Source organism: Streptomyces sp. V3I7 (assembly GCF_030817495.1).
Taxonomy (GTDB): Bacteria; Actinomycetota; Actinomycetes; order Streptomycetales; family Streptomycetaceae; genus Streptomyces.
The window spans coordinates 5,265,630-5,285,887 of record NZ_JAUSZK010000001.1 but is presented as its reverse complement, the minus strand read 5'-3'; the positions used below and the strand labels follow the sequence as shown (position 1 = coordinate 5,285,887).

Sequence of the window (20,258 nt, the reverse complement as noted above, 5' to 3'; positions counted from 1 at the left end):
GGAGCAGACACACGAGACCTCTCACGGAGGGGGTCGGGATGCTCCAGGAACTGATAGGTGCCATCATCGGCGCGGGTGCCGTCGGGCTGCTGTACCTGGCGGCGGGCGTGCGCGTCATCAAGCAGTACGAACGCGGCGTCGTGTTCCGCCTCGGCCGCCTGCGGGGCGATGTACGCGCGCCCGGACTCGCCCTGATCATTCCCGCGGTGGACCGGCTGCGGAAGGTCAACCTCCAGATCGTGACGATGCCGATCCCGGCGCAGGAGGGCATCACGCGCGACAACGTCACCGTCCGGGTCGACGCGGTCGTGTACTTCAAGGTCGTGGACGCGTCGGCCGCGATCGTCAACGTCGAGGACTACCGGTTCGCCGTCTCGCAGATGGCGCAGACGTCCTTGCGCTCGATCATCGGCAAGAGCGAGCTCGACGACCTGCTCTCCAACCGCGAGAAGCTCAACGAGGGCCTGGAGCTGATGATCGACAGCCCGGCCGTGGGCTGGGGCGTGCAGATCGACCGGGTGGAGATCAAGGACGTCTCGCTGCCGGACACGATGAAGCGCTCCATGGCCCGCCAGGCCGAGGCCGACCGGGAGCGCCGGGCGCGCATCATCAACGCCGACGCCGAGTTCCAGGCGTCCAAGAAGCTGGCGGAGGCGGCCCAGCAGATGGCCGACACCCCCTCCGCGCTCCAGCTGCGGCTGCTGCAGACGGTGATGGCGGTGGCGGCGGAGAAGAACTCCACGCTCGTGCTGCCGATCCCGGTGGAGCTGCTGCGGTTCCTGGAGAAGGGCCCGCAGCCGCCGCCGTCGACGCCCGCGTCCATCAGCGACGGGACCACCACTCCCCACGCACAGGCCCTGCAACCGCCCCTTCAGCCCCCGACACCACGGCCGGGCGGGTGACCTCGGCGGCAGCCATGGGCCAGGTCGGGCGATTCGCCGGATTCCCAGTCATACCTTCGTACAATGTTCACTCTTGTACGACGCGTCACCCTGGCCTGCGCCCTGAGTGCCGCCCTCGCCACGCTCGCCGCCTGTGGCACCAACGAGACCTCGCACGCCGGCCACCCGGCCCCCGCCAACCCCGCTCCGGACAAGGTCGCCCACGGGCCCGCCCGCCCGCCCACGCTCGCCCCGGCCCCGGGCGGACTCACCCCCGTGTTCAGCAACGGCCCGCGCACCCAGGGCAAGACCGTCGCCCTGACCTTCGACGCCGACATGACGGCCGACGAGGGCAAGCGCGCCGCCGACGGCGAGCACTTCGACAACCCCGAGCTCATCACCACACTGCGCTCGCTGAAGGTCCCCGCGACCGTGTTCATGACCGGCCGCTGGGCCGACGAGTACCCGGGCGAGGCCCGCGACATCGGCAGCGACCCGCTGTTCGAGGTCGCCAACCACTCCTACAGCCACTACGCCTTCACCGGTGACTGCTACGGCCTGCCGACCGTCCCCGGGGGCGGGATGCGCACGGACGTGGAGCGGGCGTACACCGCCCTGCGCAAGGCGGGCGTGGCGCACCCGATGCCGTACTTCCGCTTCCCCGGCGGCTGTTACGACAGGAAGGCGCTGCGCTCGCTGAGCGGCCTCGGGGTCACCGCGGTGCAGTGGGACGTGGTGAGCGGGGACGCGTTCGCCACGGACGCCGACGCCGTCGCCCGGCAGGTGCTGGGCGGGGTGAAGCCGGGGTCGGTCGTCGTCATGCACTGCACGCGCAGCGCGGCCCCGACGACGGAACGGGTGGTGCGCGAGATCGTGCCCGAACTGCGTAAGCGCGGCTTCAGGTTCGTGAAGGTGTCCCAGCTCATCGGGGAGAGCGCCGCCCACCGGTGACCGGCCCGCGCCGGACGGCCGGGGCCTGCCGCCCTTTAGGCTGGGCTGCTGTGAGCCATGATCCGACGCCGTCCGGCGACAGCCCCTTCCGTACCGAGCCGACCGCGCGCGACGAGGCGCCGCAGTACGTGCTGCCCATGGTCGTACGGATCGAGAAGAGCGCCCCGCCCGCCCGTACCGACGCGCTGGAGACGGCCGCCCGGGCCGTGCTCGTCATGCTCGGCGACGAGCGGTCCACGGGGGACGGCGAGTGGGCCGAGGCCGTGGACGCCTGGGAGGACGCCCGGATCCGCAAGGTCGTGCGGCGGGCGCGCGGGGCCGAGTGGCGGCGGGCCGAGGCGCTGCCCGGGATCACGGTCACCGGGGCGTCCGCGGAGGTACGGGTCTTCCCGCCCGTTCTGCTGGACGACTGGCCCAAGGACCTCGTCAAGCTCCAGGTGTCCGGCACCCAGCTCGAGGACCCGGAGCCGCCGGCCGCCGCCGACCCCGGGCAGCCCGTGCTGTGGCTGAACCCGGAGCTGGACATGACGGCCGGGAAGGCGATGGCACAGGCCGGTCACGGCGCCCACCTCGCCTGGTGGGAACTCTCCGACGAGGAGCGGTCCGCCTGGCGTGCGGCGGGTTTCCCGCTGGCCGTCCGCACCGCCGAACCCGCCGCGTGGGACAAGCTGTTCAGCAGCGAGCGGCCGCTGGTGCGCGACGCGGGCTTCACCGAGATCGCGCCCGGACTGACGGTCGCGGTCGAGGGGCACGGGCGGGTCGCCGCCCTGCCGGAGCGGGTACGGCGGCCGGCCGACTGGCGCTGAGCGGACGCGCTCGCGGCCGGTTCGATCATCCCGGGCAGGTCCGAACGGCTCACCCGCGGGGGCCCCGGCCCAGCGCGCCGGGGCGTTGTCAGTGGCCGGGGTTACTGTGCCCGCAACTTACCGTCCACCCGCTTCGGGAGGCTCGTATGTCCTCGCGTCTCAACCCCTACCTCAGCTTCGACGGCGACGCCCGTCAGGCGATGGAGTTCTACCGGGACGTCTTCGATGGCACCCTGTCCCTGCACACCTTCGGCGAGCTCGGTGACGCGGACGCTCCGCACGCCGACAGCGTCATGCACGCCATGCTGGAGACGCCCCAGGGTTTCACCCTGATGGGTGCCGACACCCCGCCCGGCATGACGTTCGCCCGGGGCGACAACTTCTCGGTGAGCCTGAGCGGCGACGACGAGGCCGCGCTGCGCGGCTACTGGGAGAAGCTGTCGGCCGGCGGCCAGGTGGCGGTGCCCCTGGACAAGCAGATGTGGGGGGATGTGTTCGGCATGTGCACGGACCGGTTCGGCATTCCCTGGATGGTCAACATCGTCCAGAGCGGAAGCTGAAGTCCGCCTGGGCCGAAGGGCGTTGTGCCGGTGGCCGGCCCGTCGGCCGGTGCGCGTGCGTGCGCCGGCCGGGAAGGCCGCCGGTTCTGATCCTGTGTCATCGGCGACCCCTGGGTGCCAGTAGGCTGGGGCTGCTGCGGCACCCCTTCACTGCTCCCTCACCAGGGACATGGCCGGCAGCGGTCGAGTCGTCTCACGGCATGAGGATGAAGCAACAGGTGCTGATAGCGGGCCGGTATCGGCTGCACACGGCCATCGGGCGCGGCGCGATGGGAGAGGTCTGGCGGGCGCAGGACGAGCTGCTCGGCAGAGCCGTCGCGGTCAAACTCCTCCTCTCGCAGGACGGCGACCCCACCGCCGCCTCCCGGTTCCGCCTGGAGGCCGAGACCGCGGGCCGGCTCAGCCACCCCCACGTGGTCGGGGTCCTCGACTTCGGCGAGCAGGAGGGCCGCCTGTTCCTCGTGATGGAGCTGGTCGACGGCGACAGCCTCGCCCAGGTCCTCTCCGGAGCGGGCACGCTGCCCGCCGAGCAGGTGGCCCGCATGGCGGCGCAGGCGGCCGCCGGTCTCGCCGTCGCGCACGAACAGGGCATCGTCCACCGGGACATCAAACCCGGCAACCTGCTCGTCGACGCCGACGGCAACGTCAAGATCGGCGACTTCGGCATCGCGCGCTTCGTGGACGACCCGAACGCCGCGCTCACCGCGACCGGGCAGATCGTCGGGACGAGCCTGTACCTCGCCCCCGAGCGCGCCCTGGGCAAGCCGGCCGGACCGCCCTCGGACGTCTACTCGCTGGGCTGTCTGCTCTACCAACTCCTCACCGGACGCCCGCCGTTCCACGCCGACAGCGCCGTCGCGGTGCTCCACCAGCACCTCGACCAGGCCCCCGTACCGCCGCGCGAGCTCGGTGTCGCCCTGTCGCCCGCGTTCGAGAGCTACCTGCTCAGCCTGCTCGCCAAGAAGCCCGAGGAACGCCCGACGGCCCGTCAGGCGGCCGAGTGGTTCTCCGCGGGAGCCTGGCGAGGCGAGCCCGAGCCCCTTCCCGCCGCCGTGCCGCCCACCCTGCCGACGACGGCGCGTACGCCCGCCCCGCCGACCCCTGCCGCGCGGCACCGGAGCGGCGGGGGCTCCCGGAGCAGTGGCGGTACGCGCGGCGGCGGGGGTGCCCGGAGCAACGGAGGTACCCGGGGCGGGGCGAGCCGTGGGGCCGCGACCGTGTACGCGCTTCCGTCCGTGGCCGGGGGCTCCGCCTCCCCCCACCGGTCGCGGCGCCGGCAGCAGCGGCCGAGCGTGACGGACTCGGTCCGGCGCCGGCCGAGGGTGATCGGGACGGCCGCCGGAGCCGCACTGTTCGTCGCGGCGCTGCTGGTCGGCATGGCGTGGTTCTCCCCCGACCGCGGCGCGGCGGAGACGCCCCCGCTCGACCAGCCCGGCACCACGGCCCCCGCCCAGGCCTCCCAGCCGAGCATCCCGCCGACCGCGGGCCCGAGGACCGCGTCCGACAGCCTGGATGAGAACGGAGACGACCACCAGGGCAAGGACGGCCACGGCGGCCACCGCAAGGGCGGCAAGGACTGAACGACATCGGCGCCCTAGCCGTCGCCCTCGCCTTCGCCTTCGCCGACGAACCTCAAATGTTGCTCTGAAGGCGGGGTGAGCGCGGTTCGGGTCCGGAGACCCGGGCCATACCCCGGTCACGTACCGGAGGGGGAAGCGCGATGGCGGAACTGGGGACGGGCATCGGCTGGCGGCCGGAGATCGCGGACGCCGTGGAACGGATGCCGGGCATCGACTGGGTCGAGGTGGTGGCGGAGAACGTGTGCCCCGGCCGCTTCCCCGACTCCCTGCTGCGGCTGCGCGGGCGCGGGGTCACCGTCGTCCCGCACGGCGTCTCCCTCGGTCTCGGCGGCGCCGGCCGGCCCGACGAGGGACGGCTGGCCGCCCTCGCCGAGCGGGCGACGGCGCTCGGGTCGCCGCTCGTCACCGAGCACATCGCGTTCGTCCGCGCGGGCGGGGCGCTGACCGCCACCCCTCACCTGGAGGCGGGCCATCTGCTCCCGGTGCCGCGCACCCGGGACGCCCTCGACGTGCTGTGCGCGAACGTGCGCATCGCGCAGGACGCCCTGCCCGTGCCGCTCGCCCTGGAGAACATCGCCGCGCTGATCTCCTGGCCCGGCGAGGAGCTGACCGAGGGCCAGTTCCTGTACGAACTGGCCGACCGGACCGGCGTACGCCTGCTGATCGACGTGGCCAACCTGCACACCAACCACGTCAACCGGGGCGAGGACCCGGCCCGGGCGCTCGCCGAACTGCCCCTGGAGGCCCTCGCGTACGTCCACGTCGCGGGCGGCTTCGAGCGCGACGGCGTCTGGCACGACAGCCACGCCCACCCCGTCCCCCGACCGGTCCTCGACATCCTGACCGACCTCGCCTCACGGGTGGCGCCGCCCGGGGTGCTGCTGGAGCGCGACGACAACTTCCCCGAACCCACCGAGCTGGAAGGCGAGTTGGGGGCCGTCCGGGAGGCCGTGTCGGTGGGGCGTGCCAAGCCCGGCACCGCGCCGGAGCGTTCGGCCGCCGGGCCCTCTCGTCCGCCGGTCACCGAACCCGCCCGCGAACAACTCGGCCTCGCGCAGGCCGCGGTGCTGTCCGCGCTGGTCGCCGGTACGCCCGTCCCCGAGGGCTTCGACCGGGTGCGCATGGGCGTACAGGCGCGTGCGCTGGCCGGGAAGCGGGCGGACGTGGTGGCCGACGTCGCGCCCGAACTGCCCGAGATCCTGGGCGAGTCGTACCGGCGGGCGTTCCTCGACTACGCCCGGCGCCACCCCATGACCGGCGGCTACCGGCGCGACGCGCTGGACTTCGCCGGGCACCTGCTGCGGACGGATCCGCCGCAGGACCCGGTGGCGCTGCGGGAGTTGCGGGACTGGTGGCGGGAGCGGTCCGGGCCGGTGCCGTACTCCCGGCGGCCGCTCGTGCGCGCGGCGCGGGCGACCCGGAGGGTGTGGTCGCGGATCGGGCTGCGCGGCGCTGCCGTCCGGCCCGCTCTCAACTCCCTTTCCCGGCCCGCTTCCTGAGCCGAGCGGCACACGGAACGTCACATCTCGGCAACACTCCGTCGGGACGGGCGGGAAAGGCATGGATTTTCACCAGGCCGCCGGCATACAAACGCGTCATGTTCTGGGTCCTTCTCCTGCTGCTGGCCTGGGCCGTCGCCGGTGCGGCCTGTGCGCGGCTGTGCCTGGCCGCCGTCCGGGCGGCCGCCGTTCCCGCCGACGAACCGGTCGTGCACGGCGAGCGCGATCTGACGCTCTACGAGGCGGCGTTCCTGTCGGGCGGGCCCGCGCGGGTCGCCGACCTCACGCTGGTGTCCATGGCGCGGCAGCGGCGGCTGCTGCTCGCGCACACCGGCTGGGCGACCGTCGTCGACCCGCTGGGCCGGGACGACATCGAGCGGTCGGTGATAGGCGCGATCGGTCCCGGGGGACAGTGCCGCATACAGCCGGTGCGGTCCGCCGCGGCGGCCGCGGGCGCCGTGCGCGGGCTCGCCGACCGACTGGTGCGCGCGGGCCTCGCGGTACCGGACGAGGCCCGTACGACCGTCGCGTCCGGGATGGGCCAGGTGCGCGCCGCCTCCGTCGTCGTGCTGGCGCTGGGCCTGACGGCGCTGCTGATGCCCGCGCAGAGCGAGATGCCGCGCCATCTGATCGCCCTGTGGTTCGCGCTGCCGCTCGTGCTGACGCTGAGCTGTCTCGCGATCGCCCGCGTCGAGGCGCACCCGTACTCGCGCTGGGCCTCCCCCGCCGGGCAGAAACTGCTCGGCGCGCTGAGCGAGGACAGCGGCGGCTCCGCGGGAGGCGGCGGCCCCGCGGGAGGCGGCGGCCCCGCGGGAGGCGACGACCGGTCGTACCTCACCTCCATCGCCGTACGCGGCATCCGCGCGATCGGCGAGCCCGAACTGCGGGCCGCGTTCACGCACCGCGACCAGCCCTGGCGGGAGTGAGGGCTCGCCCAGGGGGCGCACTTGGGGCATTGGCGCCGACACCGACGGGCGGTGCTTGCCTTCGTCAACGGCCGGACGAACCATCCCTTGTGCGAGGCGACCGCTGTTCGTGCCGTCGCCCACGTGCAGCGAAGGGATACGCGATGAGAGCTGCCGCCCTCTACTCGGCCGCCGGGTCCTTGCTCCTGACCACCCTCACCGTCGCCCCGGCCGGTGGCGCGCCCGCCGCGCCCGCCGCCCGGCAGGCGGCCGAGGCGCGCGGCACGGCGGTGGCGGCCGCTCGCGCGCGGGCGGCCGGCATCGACTTCGGCGCGTGCCCCGCCGAACAGCGCGGGGACGGCCTGGAGTGCGGCACGGTGCGCGTCCCGCTGGACTACGCCCGCCCGAAGGGCGAGCAGATCACGCTGACCGTCAGCCGGATGCGGGCCACCCACAAGGACCCGCACAACAGCAAGCGCAGGGTGCCCCGTCAGGGTGTCCTCGTCTTCAACCCGGGCGGCCCGGGCGCCGCCGGACTGGACTTCCCGCTGGCCGGCCGGCTGCCGGAGTGGAAGCGGATCGCGGCCGCGTACGACCTGGTCGGCTACGCCCCGCGCGGGGTGGGCGCATCGGCGCCGCTGTCCTGCGAGGACCCCAAGAAGTACTACAAGGCGCCCTCGCTGTCGCCGACCCACCCCACCGAGGCGTACAAGAAGGAGCGCATCGCGCAGGCGAAGGCGTACGCCCGCGGCTGCGCCGAACGCACCGGGAGCGCGCTGCGGTACTACAACTCGCTCAACAACGCCCGTGACCTGGACGTCCTGCGCGCGGCGCTGATGGAGGAGAGGCTGACCTTCATGGGCGCCTCGTACGGCACCTACTTCGGGGCCGTGTACGCGACGCTGTTCCCCTCGCACGTGCGGCGGATGGTGCTGGACTCGGCGGTGAACCCGGACCCCGAGAAGATCTGGTACCGCAACAACCTCGACCAGTCGGCCGCGTTCGAGAGCCGCTGGACGGACTTCCGCGAGTGGATCGCCCGGCACGACGACGTGTACGGGCTCGGCCGCACGGCCGCGGACGTGCGGCGCTCCTACGAGACGGCGCGCCGTCAGCTGGCCACGAAGGCCGCGGGCGGCAAGGTCGGTCCGGCGCAGTTGCAGGGCGCTTTCCTGGCGGCCGGGTACTACGACGACTTCTGGCCGAGCCGGGCTCAGGCGCTGTCGGCGTATCTGAAGGGCGACCCGGAGCCGCTGGTGCGGCTGGCCTCGCCCAGTCCGGAGACGGCCGCAGAGGCCGAGAACGGCAGCGCGGTGTACAGCGCGGTCGAGTGCAACGACGCTCCCTGGCCGACGGACTGGAAGGTGTGGGACCGCGACAACACGCGGCTCGCGCGCGTGGCGCCCTTCGAGACCTGGGACAACGTCTGGATGAACCTGCCGTGCGCCTACTGGCCCGCGCCCCGGCAGCAGCCCGTCGACGTGCGCACCGGGCCCGGTGAGCTGGCGCCGACGCTGATCCTGGCCGCCGAGCGCGACGCGGCGACGCCGTACGACGGCGCGCTGGAGATGAACCGGCGGCTGGCCGACTCGGTGCTGGTGACCGAGCGGGACTCGGGCACGCACGGGGTCGCGGGCGGCCCGAACAAGTGCGTCAACGCGTACTTGGACGCGTATCTGCTTGAGGGCCGGCTCCCGGCGCGGCGGGCGGCCTGCGCCGGGCATCCCGAGCCGAAGCCGGAGCACCAGCCGGCGGCGGCCGGGGACACCGCCGGCACGCAGGCCGTGCGGGACGCGCTGAAGGGCAAGGCCGAGCCCCGCTGATCAGCGCGTCCCGAGAGCGGCCGGTGCGGCCGATGCGGCCGCCGCTCAGGCGAGGCCGGCGACCAGTTCCGACATGTCCTTGCGGCGGCCCGTGAAGAACGGGACCTCCTCGCGGACGTGCATACGGGCCTCGGACGCGCGCAGGTGGCGCATGAGGTCGACGATGCGGTACAGCTCGTCGGCCTCGAAGGCCAGCATCCACTCGTAGTCGCCCAGCGAGAACGAGGCGACCGTGTTGGCGCGGACGTCGGGGTAGCCGCGGGCCATCTTGCCGTGGTCGGCGAGCATACGGCGGCGGTCCTCGTCGGGCAGCAGGTACCAGTCGTAGGAGCGCACGAAGGGGTAGACGCTGACGTAGTTGCGCGGCGTCTCGTCGGCGAGGAACGCCGGGATGTGCGCGCGGTTGAACTCGGCGGGGCGGTGCAGCGCCATGTTCGACCAGACCGGCTCCAGCGCGCGGCCCAGCTTCGTGCGGCGGAAGAGGTTGTACGCCTCCTGGAGCTGGTCGCTGGTCTCCGCGTGCCACCAGATCATGAGGTCCGCGTCGGCGCGCAGGCCGGAGACGTCGTAGGTGCCGCGGATGGTCACGTCCTTGGCGGCGAGCTGGTCGAACAGCTCCTGGACCTCCTCGGCGTAACCGGCGCGGTCCTCGGGCAGTACGTCCTTCAGCCTGAAGACGGACCACAGGGTGTAGCGGATGACCTCGTTGAGGTCCTTGGCCAGCTTGCCCTTGTTCGGGATCCTGCCGGACTGGGGCGTCGCGGTGGTGGGGGCGTCGTCACTCATGTCACTCATTCTCCCGCTCCGCCGTGCAAGCTCTGTACCGGGTGGGCGGTGAGCTCCTCCACACGGCGCAGATCACCGTCGAGCTGGTCCACCGCGGCGTACGCGCTCGCGATGCACGCCGGGATGCCGACGCCGTCGTACTGCGCGCCGCAGACCGCGAGCCCGGGCAGCTTCGCGACGTGCTCGCGGATGCGGGCCACGCGCGCGTGGTGGCCGACCGGGTACTGGGGCAGGCCGTCGGTCCAGCGGGTCACGCGGGTCTCCAGGGGCGTGGCGTCCAGGCCGGTGGCCGCGCGCAGGTCGTGCCGGGAGACGTCCACCAGCTCCGCGTCGTCCCGCCCGAGGATCTCCGTCTCGCCGTACCGGCCGACGGAGGTGCGCAGCACGACCACGTCCGGGTCCTCGTCGGCGATCCAGCCCCACTTCTGGGAGGCGAACGTCGATGCCTTGATCGTGCGTCCGTCGACGGGCGGGACGAGGAAGCCGCTGCTGCCCTCGGGGAGGGTGAGGTCGGCTCGGCGGCAGGCGAGGGTGACCAGGGCCATCGAGGCGTACTCGACGGCGGCGAGGTCGGCAGCGGCGGCGGGGGCTTCCGCGCCCAGCAGCCGGGCGGCGGCCGGGGCGGGCAGCGCGACGACGACGGCGTCCGCGTCCAGCACCCGGTCCCCGGCGACCACGCGCCAGGCGGGGTGCGCGTTCGCCGGCCCGGTCCGCCGCAGCTCCGTCACGGGCGTCCCGGTGAGTATCTCGCCGCCACGCGCGCGTACCGACTCCGCGACGGCGAGCGGCAGTTGGCCCACGCCGCCCTCGATGCCCATGAAGACGGGGCCGGTCTGCCGGCTCGCGGCCGCCTTCGCCTGGATGCCGCGGACGGCCTCCGTGAGCGAGTCGTGGGTCAGCGCGGCCTGGTAGAGCTGGGGGACCGCCGAGCGCATCGAGATGCGGTACGCGTCGCCCGCGTAGACCCCGCCGAGCAGGGGCTCGACGAGCCGGTCGACGACCTCGCGGCCGAGGCGGGCCGCCACGTACTCCCCCACGGCCACGTCGTCGCCGACCTCCGTACGAGGCAGGCCTGCGTCGCGCTCGATACGGGCGAGGCCCTCGGCGGACAGAACGCCGGAGAGGGCGGCGGCGGTCCCGGGGACGCCCATCACATGGCCCTTGGGCATCGGGCGCAGGGCGCCGCGGGTCCAGATCGAGGCCGTCGAGCTGGCGGGCGGCTGGAGGCGGTCAGCCAGTCCCACCTCGCGGGCCAGGGCGAGCGCCTCGGGCCTGCGGGCCAGCATCGACTCGGCGCCCAGGTCGACGCGGACGCCCGCGATCTCGCCCGGCAACAGCTTGCCGCCGACCCGGTCGGACGCCTCCAGTACGGTCACCCGCGCGCCGCGTCCGAGCAGCCGGTGGGCGGCGGCCAGCCCGGCGACGCCCGCTCCGATGACGACGACGTGCCTGGTGCTCGTACCCGTTGCGCTCATGTCCCCACTCTCTCAAACGCCACTGACAGTCCGGCTCGGGCGCCCGGCGCGGGCCGGTGTCCGCCGCGAGTCCGGACCGTGACCGCATCGGGACCGTTTCTGGCCAACGTCCGGACGGGCTCGTCCGTCGAAGCTAGCGACAGTCGTCACCACCCTTGGGGGGACCGCCACCATGCGCGCACGACACTCCGTACGACCCGTACCCGTCCGGGCCCTGACCGGCGTCCTGATCGCCGCCTCCCTCGCGCTCGCCGGGTGCAGCGCGGGCTCGGACTCCTCGGGCGCCAAAACCGCTGACGCCGCGAGCGCCGGCCGACCGGGCGCGGGCGGCGACTCCGACGGCAAGTCGGGGGGCGGCCCGACCGTCGAGTCGCCCCGGCTCACCCCGAACGGCATCATCCGCACCGCCTCCCTGACCGTGCGGGTCAAGGACGCCTCCGCGGCCCTGGCCGACGCCCGCACCACCGCCGAGAACGCGGGCGGCTACGTCGGCGACGAGAACACCAACCGGGACAGCGACGGCCACGAGCGCACCCGTGTCGTCCTGCGCGTGCCCACCGCCGCCTACGACGAGGTGCTGAACGGGCTCCAGGGCGCGGGCAAGCTGATCAGCCGGACCGCGTCGGCCAAGGACGTCAGCGACCAGGTCGTGGACGTGGAGAGCCGTATCAAGTCGCAGCGGGCCAGCGTGGCCCGGGTGCGGGAGCTGATGGACAAGGCGACCCGGCTGAGCGATGTGGTCGCGCTGGAAGGGGAGTTGAGCACCCGTGAGGCGAACCTGGAGGCGCTGCTCGCCCAGCAGGCGTCCCTGAAGGACCGGACGAGCGTGGCCACCATCACCCTGACCCTGACCGAGACGCCGGTGAAGGGCGCCGCGAAGGACGACACCCCGAGCTTCCTGGACGCGGTGTCCGGCGGCTGGCACGTCTTCGTCACGATGCTGCGCTGGATCACCCTCGTCCTGGGCGCCGTCCTGCCGTTCGCCGTGCTGGCGGGCCTGATCGCCTTCCTGTGGGCGCGGTTCGTCCGCCCGCGCCTGGCACGCCCGGCCGCCGCGGCACCGACCGCCCCGGCACCCGCCGCGCCGGGCCCGCTGCCGATGGCGCGCCCGGTGCCGGACGACGACGAGGACTGACGGGAGGGCAGGGCCGACCGGACAGAAGTACCGCGTGCCCGTAGCGTGTTCGCATGAACGGTGGGCGGGCGGGAACGGAACGGCTGGTCGTGATCGGCGGCGACGCCGCGGGCATGTCCGCGGCGTCGCAGGCGCGCCGGATGCGGGGGCCGGACGAGCTGGAGATCGTGGCGTTCGAGCGCGGCCACTTCACCTCCTTCTCGGCGTGCGGCATCCCGTACTGGGTGAGCGGCGACGTCCCGGAGCGGGACCTGCTCGTCGCGCGCTCGCCCGAGCAGCACCGCGCGCGGGACATCGACGTACGGCTGCGTACCGAGGTCGTCGAGATCGACGTGGAGCGGCGGCGCGTCCGCGCGCGGGACGCCGTTTCCGGTACCGAGTCCTGGACGCCGTACGACCGACTGGTGATCGCCACCGGGGCCCGCCCGGTCCGCCCGGACATGCCGGGCGTCGACGCCCCCGGGGTGAACGGCGTACAGACCCTCGACGACGGGCAGGCCCTGCTGGACAGCCTGGAGCACGCCGAGGGCCGGCGCGCGGTCGTCGTCGGCGCCGGGTACATCGGCGTCGAGATGGCGGAGGCGCTGGTCAAGCGCGGCTACGCGGTGACGGTCGTCAACCGCGGCGCGGAGCCCATGTCCACGCTGGACCCGGACATGGGGTGCCTGGTGCACCGCGCCATGGAGGGCCTGGGCATCACGATGGTCAACGATGCGGACGTCACGAAGCTGCTCACCGGGAGGGAGGGCCGGGTGCGCGCGGTGGCCACGGACGACGCCGAGTACCCGGCGGACGTGGTCGTTCTGGGCATCGGCGTACGCCCCGAGACCGGACTCGCGCGCGCGGCGGGGCTGCCCCTCGGCGACCACGGCGGGCTGCTCACCGACCGCACGATGCGGGTGCGCGGGCACGAGAACATCTGGGCCGGCGGCGACTGCGTCGAGGTGCACGACCTGGTCTCGGGCCAGGAGCGGTACGTCCCGCTCGGCACCCACGCCAACAAGCACGGGCAGGTCATCGGCACGGTCGTCGGCGGCGGGCACGCCACGTTCCCAGGCGTGGTCGGCACGGCGGTCAGCAAGGTGTGCGACCTGGAGATCGCGCGCACCGGGCTGCGTGAGAAGGACGCGCGGCGGCTCGGCCTGTCCTTCGTCACGGCCACGATCGAGTCGACGAGCCGCGCCGGGTACTACCCCGGCTCCAGCCCGATGACGGTGAAGATGCTCGCCGAACGCGGCACGGGCCGGCTGCTGGGCGTGCAGATCGTCGGCCGGGAGGGCGCGGCCAAGCGCGTCGACGTCGCCGCGGTGGCGCTGACCGCGCGGATGACGGTGGAGGAGATGACCGCCCTGGACCTGGGCTACGCCCCGCCGTTCTCACCGGTGTGGGACCCGGTGCTGGTCGCGGCCCGCAAGGCGGCGGCGAAGGTGCACGAGACGCCGTGACGCCGGGGGGGCGGCCCGTGTGCCTAGGCGGTCCCGCTGATCCGCGGCAGCGAGGCCAGCGACGTGCTGGACGTCATCGCCGACGGCTGCTCCCCAGCCGGCCTGGCGTGCGAGGCCGACGGGCGAGTGGAGCGCAGCCGGTGGCTGACGGCCTCGTCCAGCGTCACCGGCCGCTGCATCTGCGAGGCGAGCCGTCCCGCCTCCTGACCGAGCCGCGCGACGTCCTCCCAGGGGAGTCGCACGACCAGGGAGATCTCCGCCTCGCCGTCGGGCAGGGCCTGCATCTGAGGGGTGACTCGGTCGCTCATGGCATGGTCCTCACGTCGGTTGAGGACACATACGCACGCGCGCGTGACGGCGTTCACCGGTTCGGGCACCGTTTCGGGGGCAGTACTCCTGTGTGGTCATCCCGGTCCATGACGTGAACCCCGCGCGGCGCACCCCCTGGGTGACGTACGCGCTGATCGCCGCGAACGTGCTCGTGTTCCTGGTCACGCCCGGCATGTCCGGGGCGGTGGCCGGGGACAGCCATCTGGCCCAGCTGTGCCATCTCCAGGCCTTCATGGACCACTACGCGGCGGTGCCGCGCGAGCTGATCCACGATCAGCTGCCCCGGGTGGTCCCGACGGGCGCGGTGGGCGTGGGTCCGCACGGACCGGGCTGCGTGGTCGGGCCGCCGGGCTACGACAAGTCCCCGCCCCTGTCGGTCTTCACGGCGATGTTCCTGCACGGCGGCTGGCTGCACCTGCTCGGCAACATGCTGTTCCTGCTGATCTTCGGCAACAACGTCGAGGACCGGATGGGCCACATCCGCTACTTCCTCTTCTACGTCGTCTGCGGCTACGCGGCCGGTTACGGCTTCGCGCTGCTCAACGACACGTCGAGCGATCCGCTGATCGGCGCGTCCGGGGCGATCGCCGGTGTCCTGGGCGCCTATCTGGTGCTGTACCCGAGGGCCAGGGTGTGGGTGCTGGTCCCGTTCCTGGTCTTCCTGCCGCTGCGGCTGCCCGCCTGGCTGGTGCTGGGCTTCTGGTTCGGGCTGCAGGCGGTGTACTCGTCCGGCCACGGCGTCTCCGGCACCGGCACGGTGGCCTACGCGGCCCATGTGGTCGGCTTCGTGGCGGGCATGCTGCTGGCGCTGCCGCTCAAGCCGGGCACGCCACCCCCGCCGGAACCGCGCCGCCTGCTGTTCGGCAGGCAGGCCCGGCCCCGTCAGGTGTGGTGAGTCAGCGCGCGCTGCGCGAGTGGACGTAGTCGACCAGGCGGGTCAGCGCGTCCGGGTCGGTGTTCGGCATGACGCCGTGGCCGAGGTTGAAGACATGGCCCTCCAGACCGGCGGCCGCGTCGAGCACCTCGCGGGCCTTGGCCTCGACGGCCTCGGTGCCGGCGAACAGCACGGTCGGGTCGAGGTTGCCCTGGAGCGCCTTGCCGGGGCCGACGCGGCGGGCGGCCTCGTCCAGCGGGACGCGCCAGTCGACGCCGACGACGTCCGCGCCGGCCTCGCCCATCAGACCGAGCAGCTCACCGGTGCCGACACCGAAGTGGATGCGCGGGACGCCGTACCCGGCGACGGCGTCGAAGACCTTCGCCGAGGCCCGCATGACGGAGCCGCGGTAGTCGGCCGGGGCGAGCGCGCCGGCCCAGGAGTCGAACAGCTGCACCGCGCTCGCGCCGGCCTCGATCTGCACCTTGAGGAAGCCGGCCGTGATGTCGGCGAGGCGGTCGAGCAGGTCGGCCCACAGCTCGGGGTCGCCGTACATCATCGCCTTGGCGTTCTCGTACGTCCGCGAGGGACCGCCCTCGACGAGGTAGCTGGCCAGGGTGAAGGGGGCGCCGGCGAAGCCGATGAGCGGGGTGGCGCCCAGCTCGGCGGTGAGCATGCCGATGGCCTCGGTGACGTAGGAGACGTCCTCGGGGGTCAGGTCGCGCAGCTGCGCGAGGTCGGCGCGGGTGCGGATCGGGCGCTCGACGACCGGGCCGACGCCGGGCTTGATGTCGAGGTCGATGCCGATGGCCTTGAGCGGGACGACGATGTCGCTGAAGTAGATCGCCGCGTCCACGTTGTGCCGGCGTACGGGCTGGAGCGTGATCTCGGTGACCAGCTCCGGGCGCATGCAGGACTCGAGCATCGGGACGCCCTCGCGCACCTTGCGGTACTCGGGCAGGGAGCGGCCGGCCTGGCGCATGAACCACACGGGCGCGTGCGGCACGGGCTCGCGCCTGCACGCCTTGAGGAAGGCGCTCTCGTACGTGGCTGTCGGCTGCTGGCCCGAAGGGCTTCCGTTGGCACTCACGTCGGAAAGTCTCGCACGCCCCGCGAGTCGACCCGCCCGTGCCTTAAGGGTGTCTCTCCCTGCGCCGGGCCGCCGTTCCCCTTAATGTTCCCCGCATGGCTGCGGCTCAGGGACGACTGTCGGACGGCGCTGGCGGAATGGACGAAGCGAAGGGCGGGGAGGCGGACCGGCATACGGACCCTTCGGCACCCCCGGCGTTCCGGGCTGCGGTGGAGGCGCTCAGGAGCGCCCGGCTGCGTCCGCAGATCGAGGTGGACCCGACGCCCGCCCCCAAGCGGCTGGCCCCCTTCGCGTACGCCGTGGAAGCCGCGGTCGTCGACGGCGACCAGGATCTCGCCGACGGACGTCTGATCCTGTTGCACGAGCCCGACGGGCACGACGCCTGGCACGGCACCTTCCGGCTGGTGACGCTGGTGCGCGCGGAGCTGGAGGCGGAGATGGCGGCCGATCCGCTGCTGCCCGAGGTGTGCTGGTCGTGGCTGACCGGGGCGCTCCAGGCGCGCGGGCTGTCGTACGGCGAGCCGAGCGGCACGGTGACGCGGGCGAGTTCGCACCACTTCGGCGGGCTGTCTGTGCGCCCGCCCGCCTCGCAGATCGAGATCCGCGCCTCCTGGACGCCCCGCGAGGGCCTCGGCGGCGTTCCGGACGCGGCGGCCCATCTGGCCGCCTGGTGCGATCTGCTCGCCCAGGTCGCGGGCCTGCCGCCGGCCGCCCCGGGCGACGCCTCGGTGGTGACGCTGCCGCAGCGCAGGGGACCGCAGTCCCGCTGACGCGTACCGGACGAGTGTCGATCTCTATGTCGATACGGCCACTTTCGATCTGGTAAGTGAAAGCGCCCGAACCGACTCGATCTTCGGATGATCGATCGCGCGTCCGAATTGCACGGATTGTTACTCACCAGATCGTGATCATTCTCTAAAGGCGGACGGGTTTACTGCCGAAGACGACTGTGACCTTGAAAGCACGGTTCGTCCCGGCTTCTTCCCCAGAGCCGGCCCCCGACCCGCACCCCAGGAGGCCTGGTGTCCGTTCTCCTCGAGCAGCCCGCAAGCCTGGTCGCCTACCGCCCGAACAAGCCGACCGCCATGGTGGTCGTGGCCGACCCCCGCGTCCGCTCCACCGTCACCCGCCATCTGTGGGCGCTCGGTGTGCGCGACGTCATCGAGGCCTCGTCCATCGCGGAGGCTCGTCCCCGCATCGGCAACCCCCGCGACATCTGCGTCGCCGACGTCCACCTCCCGGACGGTTCCGGCCTGACCCTCCTGTCCGAGACCCGCGCCGCGGGCTGGCCCAACGGGCTGGCGCTCTCCGCGGCCGACGACATCGGTGCCGTGCGCAACGCCCTGGCCGGCGGCGTCAAGGGCTACGTCGTCACCGGCACCCGCACCAACATCGGCCTCCCCACCCGCCCCGGCGCCGCCCCCATCGGTGCCGCGGCCGCCCGTATGCACCGCCGCCCCCCGGGTACCCCGAGCCACCCGGGTGGCTACCGCGAGCTGTCCGGCCGCGAGGTCGAGGTCCTGCGTCTGGTCGCCGAAGGCCAGTCGAACAAGGCCATCGGCGTCTCGATGGGACTGTCCGCACTGACCGTCAAGAGCCACCTCGCCCGCATCGCCCGCAAGCTCGGCACCGGTGACCGCGCCGGAATGGTCGCCGTGGCCCTGCGTACCGGGATCATCCACTGACCCCCGCTCCCCCGCCGCGCCCGACGGCCTGACCCAGCACGCCCTGAGTACCCGTCGAGGGAACGTTCCGCCGACGGGCGCTCAGGGCGTGCCGGTCTGCGCTCGGGGCGTGCCGCCTGCGCTCAGGCGTCCTCGTCCAGCACGGCGCCGAGGCGGTTCAGGACCTGCGGCCAGCCCCGGCCCATGCCCTCGTACGCCTGCCGGCCCATCGGGGAGTCGAGGTCGAAGCCCGCGTGGGTCAGGACGAGACGGGTGCCCTCGCCCTCCGGCGTGAGCGTCCAGGTGATGGTGGTGTCGAGCGAGCCCTCGGCGAAGCGGTAGGACAGCAGGCGCTCGTCCTCCACGGCGGTGACCTCGCAGGGCTGGCTGCCGAAGTTGCCCATGTCGAGGGCGAAGCGGTGCCCGACGACGGGCTTGACGTCACCGGCGGCCCACCAGCGGGCGTGGAGCGTGGGGTCGGTCAGGGCCCGCCACACCGCGGCCGGCGGGTGGGGCAAGAACTTCTCACTGGTGATGGTGTTGTTCTCGGTCATCTCTCGTCGTCCTCGTCCAGGAGATCGGACAGCGCGTCCAGGCGCTGTTTCCAGTAGTGCTCGAAGGGGTGCAGCCACGCGCTCACCTCGGCGAGCCGGGCCGGCTCCAGGTGGTAGAAGCGGTGCCGGCCGCGCGGCTCCTCGCGTACGAGTCCGGCGGTACGGAGCACCGCCAGATGCTCGGAGACCGCGGGTCTGCCGAGCTCGAACATCGCGGCCAGCTCCCCCGTGGAGCGCGGCCCTTCCCGCAGGCTCTCGAGCAGTCTGCGACGTACCGGGTTGGCCAGCACGCCGAACACGTCGGTGGGCATGAGGACAGCATGCGTCGGAAATCTCCGACGCGTCAACCTTTTCCGACGCGTCACGATGTTCCGACGCGGTCGGCCTGCGGCACGGAAGTAGAGGCGCGACGGGTTTTGGCCGGTCACAACCCCTGTCGCGGGAACGTCCGGGCCGACGGTGCTGACGTACCGATACCCTTGACATGTGACCGACGCCCAGGAGACCGCAGCCGACATGCCACTGCGCACTACCGGAGGTACCCCTCCGGACGACGGCGGGTCTCCTGCGACAGCGGCGCCGACTCCTCTGCTCGAACCGCGCGAGGGCATTCCGCCGGTGATCGCCGACGAGGCCACGCTCGCCGAGGTGATCGCCGCCTTCACCGCCGGCTCCGGCCCCGTCGCCGTGGACGCCGAGCGCGCCTCCGGCTATCGCTACGGCCAGCGCGCCTATCTGGTGCAGCTGCGCCGCGAGGGTGCGGGGAGCGCGCTGGTCGACCCCGTCGCCTGCCCCGACCTGTCCGGCCTCGGCGAGGCGCTGTCGGGCGTGGAGTGGGTGCTGCACGCCGCCACCCAGGACCTGCCGTGCCTGCGCGAGATAGGCATGAGGCCGGGCCGGCTGTTCGACACCGAGCTGGCGGGACGGCTCGCCGGTTTCCCGCGCGTCGGTCTCGGCGCGATGGTCGAGAACGTCCTGGGCTTCGTCCTGGAGAAGGGCCACTCCGCCGTCGACTGGTCGACCCGTCCGCTGCCCGAGCCGTGGCTGCGCTACGCCGCCCTCGACGTCGAACTGCTCGTCGACCTGCGCGACGCGCTGGAGAAGGAGCTGGACCGGCAGGGCAAGCTGGAATGGGCCCTGCAGGAGTTCGACGCGATCGCCTCGGCGCCGCCGACCGAACCGCGCAAGGACCCCTGGCGGCGTACGTCCGGCATGCACAAGGTGCGCCGCCGCCGGCAGCTCGCCGTGGTGCGGGAGCTGTGGCAGGCCCGCGACCGGATCGCCCAGCGGCGGGACGTGTCGCCGGGCAAGGTGCTCGGGGACGCCGCCATCGTCGAGGCGGCCCTCACACTCCCGGCCAACGTGCACGCGCTCACGGCGCTGAACGGGTTCGGGCGGATGAACCGGCGCCAGCTCGAACAGTGGCAGGCAGCGGTGGACCGCGCCAAGGCGCTGCCGGAGTCCGGCCTGCCGCAGCCCGGCCAGCCCGTCACCGGTCCCCCGCCGCCGCGCGCCTGGGCCGACAAGGACCCGGCCGCCGCCGCCCGCCTCTCCGCCGCCCGCTCCGCCGTCTCGGCGCTGGCCGAGCGGATCACCATGCCGCAGGAGAACCTGATCGCGCCGGACACGGTGCGGAGGGTCTGCTGGGAGCCGCCGTCCGCCGACGTGGGGGCCGTGGCCGCGGCGCTGGTCGGTTACGGGGCTCGGCCCTGGCAGGTCGAGTTGGTGACTCCGGTGCTGGTGAAGGCGCTGTCCGGCAAGGGCGCCTAGGCGGCTCCTTCGGGCCGGGCTCGGTGTGACCTTCACCGCTCACCCGGGTAGGGGTGTGCAGCTACGTTACCCACAAGTAGCATGAGTCCTGAGCGCGCGCTCAGTGCTTGGCGCTTGCGCGTCGCAGCTG

Annotated in this window: 20 protein-coding genes; 14 read left to right on the top strand and 6 right to left on the bottom strand. The window is 73.2% G+C overall.

The window, feature by feature from the left end; genetic code table 11:
- Positions 1-38: 38 nt before the first annotated feature.
- The 8 genes from QFZ74_RS24595 to QFZ74_RS24560 all read left to right on the top strand — a co-directional run bounded on the left by QFZ74_RS24595 (position 39) and on the right by QFZ74_RS24560 (position 9,005).
- Positions 39-902, top strand: coding sequence for a slipin family protein (locus QFZ74_RS24595; RefSeq protein ID WP_307622992.1), 864 nt, complete (start codon positions 39-41; stop codon positions 900-902).
- A 63-nt stretch (positions 903-965) separates the two neighbouring features.
- The gene (locus QFZ74_RS24590) at positions 966-1,832 is read left to right on the top strand and encodes a polysaccharide deacetylase family protein (protein ID WP_307622991.1); all 867 of its coding nucleotides are present in this window, start codon (positions 966-968) and stop codon (positions 1,830-1,832) included.
- A 50-nt stretch (positions 1,833-1,882) separates the two neighbouring features.
- Positions 1,883-2,638 (top strand): peptidyl-tRNA hydrolase, encoded by a 756-nt coding sequence (locus QFZ74_RS24585; RefSeq protein WP_307622990.1) that lies wholly within the window; start codon positions 1,883-1,885, stop codon positions 2,636-2,638.
- A 146-nt stretch (positions 2,639-2,784) separates the two neighbouring features.
- Positions 2,785-3,198 (top strand): VOC family protein, encoded by a 414-nt coding sequence (locus tag QFZ74_RS24580; RefSeq protein WP_307622989.1) that lies wholly within the window; start codon positions 2,785-2,787, stop codon positions 3,196-3,198.
- A 218-nt stretch (positions 3,199-3,416) separates the two neighbouring features.
- Positions 3,417-4,778, top strand: coding sequence for a serine/threonine-protein kinase (locus QFZ74_RS24575; protein WP_307624266.1), 1,362 nt, complete (start codon positions 3,417-3,419; stop codon positions 4,776-4,778).
- Positions 4,779-4,918: 140 nt separating this feature from the next.
- Positions 4,919-6,277, top strand: coding sequence for a DUF692 domain-containing protein (locus tag QFZ74_RS24570; protein ID WP_307622988.1), 1,359 nt, complete (start codon positions 4,919-4,921; stop codon positions 6,275-6,277).
- A 98-nt stretch (positions 6,278-6,375) separates the two neighbouring features.
- Positions 6,376-7,203, top strand: a complete 828-nt coding sequence (locus QFZ74_RS24565; protein ID WP_307622987.1) for a TIGR04222 domain-containing membrane protein — start codon at positions 6,376-6,378, stop codon at positions 7,201-7,203.
- Positions 7,204-7,346: 143 nt separating this feature from the next.
- On the top strand, positions 7,347-9,005 hold the full coding sequence (locus tag QFZ74_RS24560) for an alpha/beta hydrolase (RefSeq protein ID WP_307622986.1): 1,659 nt from the start codon (positions 7,347-7,349) through the stop codon (positions 9,003-9,005).
- A gap of 45 nt (positions 9,006-9,050) precedes the next feature.
- Here the strand turns inward: QFZ74_RS24560 and hemQ are convergent, their stop codons facing one another.
- Both hemQ and hemG read right to left on the bottom strand, forming a co-directional pair.
- Positions 9,051-9,791, bottom strand: a complete 741-nt coding sequence (gene hemQ, locus QFZ74_RS24555) for a hydrogen peroxide-dependent heme synthase (protein WP_307622985.1) — start codon at positions 9,789-9,791, stop codon at positions 9,051-9,053.
- A 5-nt stretch (positions 9,792-9,796) separates the two neighbouring features.
- Positions 9,797-11,266: a protoporphyrinogen oxidase gene (gene hemG / locus QFZ74_RS24550; protein WP_307622984.1), complete on the bottom strand. Its 1,470-nt coding sequence runs from the start codon at positions 11,264-11,266 to the stop codon at positions 9,797-9,799.
- Positions 11,267-11,438: 172 nt separating this feature from the next.
- On the opposite strand from hemG, the gene QFZ74_RS24545 reads away from it, so the two are divergent.
- The gene (locus tag QFZ74_RS24545; RefSeq protein WP_307622983.1) at positions 11,439-12,401 is read left to right on the top strand and encodes a DUF4349 domain-containing protein; all 963 of its coding nucleotides are present in this window, start codon (positions 11,439-11,441) and stop codon (positions 12,399-12,401) included.
- A 53-nt stretch (positions 12,402-12,454) separates the two neighbouring features.
- Positions 12,455-13,846, top strand: coding sequence for an FAD-dependent oxidoreductase (locus tag QFZ74_RS24540; protein WP_307622982.1), 1,392 nt, complete (start codon positions 12,455-12,457; stop codon positions 13,844-13,846).
- Between the two features lie 23 nt (positions 13,847-13,869).
- On the opposite strand, the gene QFZ74_RS24535 is transcribed toward QFZ74_RS24540, so the two are convergent.
- On the bottom strand, positions 13,870-14,154 hold the full coding sequence (locus QFZ74_RS24535) for a hypothetical protein (RefSeq protein ID WP_307622980.1): 285 nt from the start codon (positions 14,152-14,154) through the stop codon (positions 13,870-13,872).
- Positions 14,155-14,246: 92 nt separating this feature from the next.
- On the opposite strand from QFZ74_RS24535, the gene QFZ74_RS24530 reads away from it, so the two are divergent.
- Positions 14,247-15,071: a rhomboid family intramembrane serine protease gene (locus QFZ74_RS24530; RefSeq protein ID WP_307622979.1), complete on the top strand. Its 825-nt coding sequence runs from the start codon at positions 14,247-14,249 to the stop codon at positions 15,069-15,071.
- Between the two features lies 1 nt (position 15,072).
- Here QFZ74_RS24530 and hemE read toward each other — a convergent pair whose 3' ends face one another.
- The gene (gene hemE, locus QFZ74_RS24525; protein WP_307622978.1) at positions 15,073-16,140 is read right to left on the bottom strand and encodes a uroporphyrinogen decarboxylase; all 1,068 of its coding nucleotides are present in this window, start codon (positions 16,138-16,140) and stop codon (positions 15,073-15,075) included.
- A gap of 95 nt (positions 16,141-16,235) precedes the next feature.
- Between hemE and QFZ74_RS24520 the strand changes: the two genes are divergently transcribed.
- Entirely contained in the window at positions 16,236-16,910 is a 675-nt protein-coding gene (locus QFZ74_RS24520) for a DUF3000 domain-containing protein (protein WP_307622977.1), read from the top strand.
- A 252-nt stretch (positions 16,911-17,162) separates the two neighbouring features.
- On the top strand, positions 17,163-17,825 hold the full coding sequence (locus QFZ74_RS24515) for a response regulator transcription factor (protein ID WP_307622976.1): 663 nt from the start codon (positions 17,163-17,165) through the stop codon (positions 17,823-17,825).
- 122 nt (positions 17,826-17,947) lie between these two features.
- Here QFZ74_RS24515 and QFZ74_RS24510 read toward each other — a convergent pair whose 3' ends face one another.
- Together QFZ74_RS24510 and QFZ74_RS24505 are read right to left on the bottom strand one after the other, a co-directional pair.
- Positions 17,948-18,358 carry an SRPBCC domain-containing protein gene (locus tag QFZ74_RS24510; protein ID WP_307622975.1) on the bottom strand — a complete coding sequence of 137 codons (411 nt, stop codon included), beginning with the start codon at positions 18,356-18,358 and terminating at the stop codon, positions 17,948-17,950.
- Entirely contained in the window at positions 18,355-18,669 is a 315-nt protein-coding gene (locus QFZ74_RS24505) for a helix-turn-helix transcriptional regulator (RefSeq protein ID WP_307622974.1), read from the bottom strand. Before QFZ74_RS24505 ends, QFZ74_RS24510 begins: the two co-directional genes overlap by 4 nt.
- Positions 18,670-18,844: 175 nt before the next feature.
- Here QFZ74_RS24505 and QFZ74_RS24500 point away from each other — a divergent pair, with 175 nt between their 5' ends.
- Entirely contained in the window at positions 18,845-20,128 is a 1,284-nt protein-coding gene (locus QFZ74_RS24500; protein WP_307622973.1) for a ribonuclease D, read from the top strand.
- Positions 20,129-20,258: the final 130 nt, after the last annotated feature.

Excerpts from the sequence above, each read along its gene's own strand:
- QFZ74_RS24595 (WP_307622992.1), top strand. The coding sequence starts at position 39 with ATGCTCCAGGAACTGATAGGTGCCATCATCGGCGCGGGTGCCGTCGGG.
- QFZ74_RS24590 (WP_307622991.1), top strand. The coding sequence starts at position 966 with ATGTTCACTCTTGTACGACGCGTCACCCTGGCCTGCGCCCTGAGTGCC.
- QFZ74_RS24580 (WP_307622989.1), top strand. The coding sequence starts at position 2,785 with ATGTCCTCGCGTCTCAACCCCTACCTCAGCTTCGACGGCGACGCCCGT.
- QFZ74_RS24570 (WP_307622988.1), top strand. The coding sequence starts at position 4,919 with ATGGCGGAACTGGGGACGGGCATCGGCTGGCGGCCGGAGATCGCGGAC.
- QFZ74_RS24565 (WP_307622987.1), top strand. The coding sequence starts at position 6,376 with ATGTTCTGGGTCCTTCTCCTGCTGCTGGCCTGGGCCGTCGCCGGTGCG.
- QFZ74_RS24560 (WP_307622986.1), top strand. The coding sequence starts at position 7,347 with ATGAGAGCTGCCGCCCTCTACTCGGCCGCCGGGTCCTTGCTCCTGACC.
- hemQ (WP_307622985.1), bottom strand. The coding sequence starts at position 9,791 with ATGAGTGACGACGCCCCCACCACCGCGACGCCCCAGTCCGGCAGGATC.
- hemG (WP_307622984.1), bottom strand. The coding sequence starts at position 11,266 with ATGAGCGCAACGGGTACGAGCACCAGGCACGTCGTCGTCATCGGAGCG.
- QFZ74_RS24545 (WP_307622983.1), top strand. The coding sequence starts at position 11,439 with ATGCGCGCACGACACTCCGTACGACCCGTACCCGTCCGGGCCCTGACC.
- QFZ74_RS24540 (WP_307622982.1), top strand. The coding sequence starts at position 12,455 with ATGAACGGTGGGCGGGCGGGAACGGAACGGCTGGTCGTGATCGGCGGC.
- QFZ74_RS24535 (WP_307622980.1), bottom strand. The coding sequence starts at position 14,154 with ATGAGCGACCGAGTCACCCCTCAGATGCAGGCCCTGCCCGACGGCGAG.
- QFZ74_RS24520 (WP_307622977.1), top strand. The coding sequence starts at position 16,236 with ATGGCTGCGGCTCAGGGACGACTGTCGGACGGCGCTGGCGGAATGGAC.
- QFZ74_RS24510 (WP_307622975.1), bottom strand. The coding sequence starts at position 18,358 with ATGACCGAGAACAACACCATCACCAGTGAGAAGTTCTTGCCCCACCCG.
- QFZ74_RS24505 (WP_307622974.1), bottom strand. The coding sequence starts at position 18,669 with ATGCCCACCGACGTGTTCGGCGTGCTGGCCAACCCGGTACGTCGCAGA.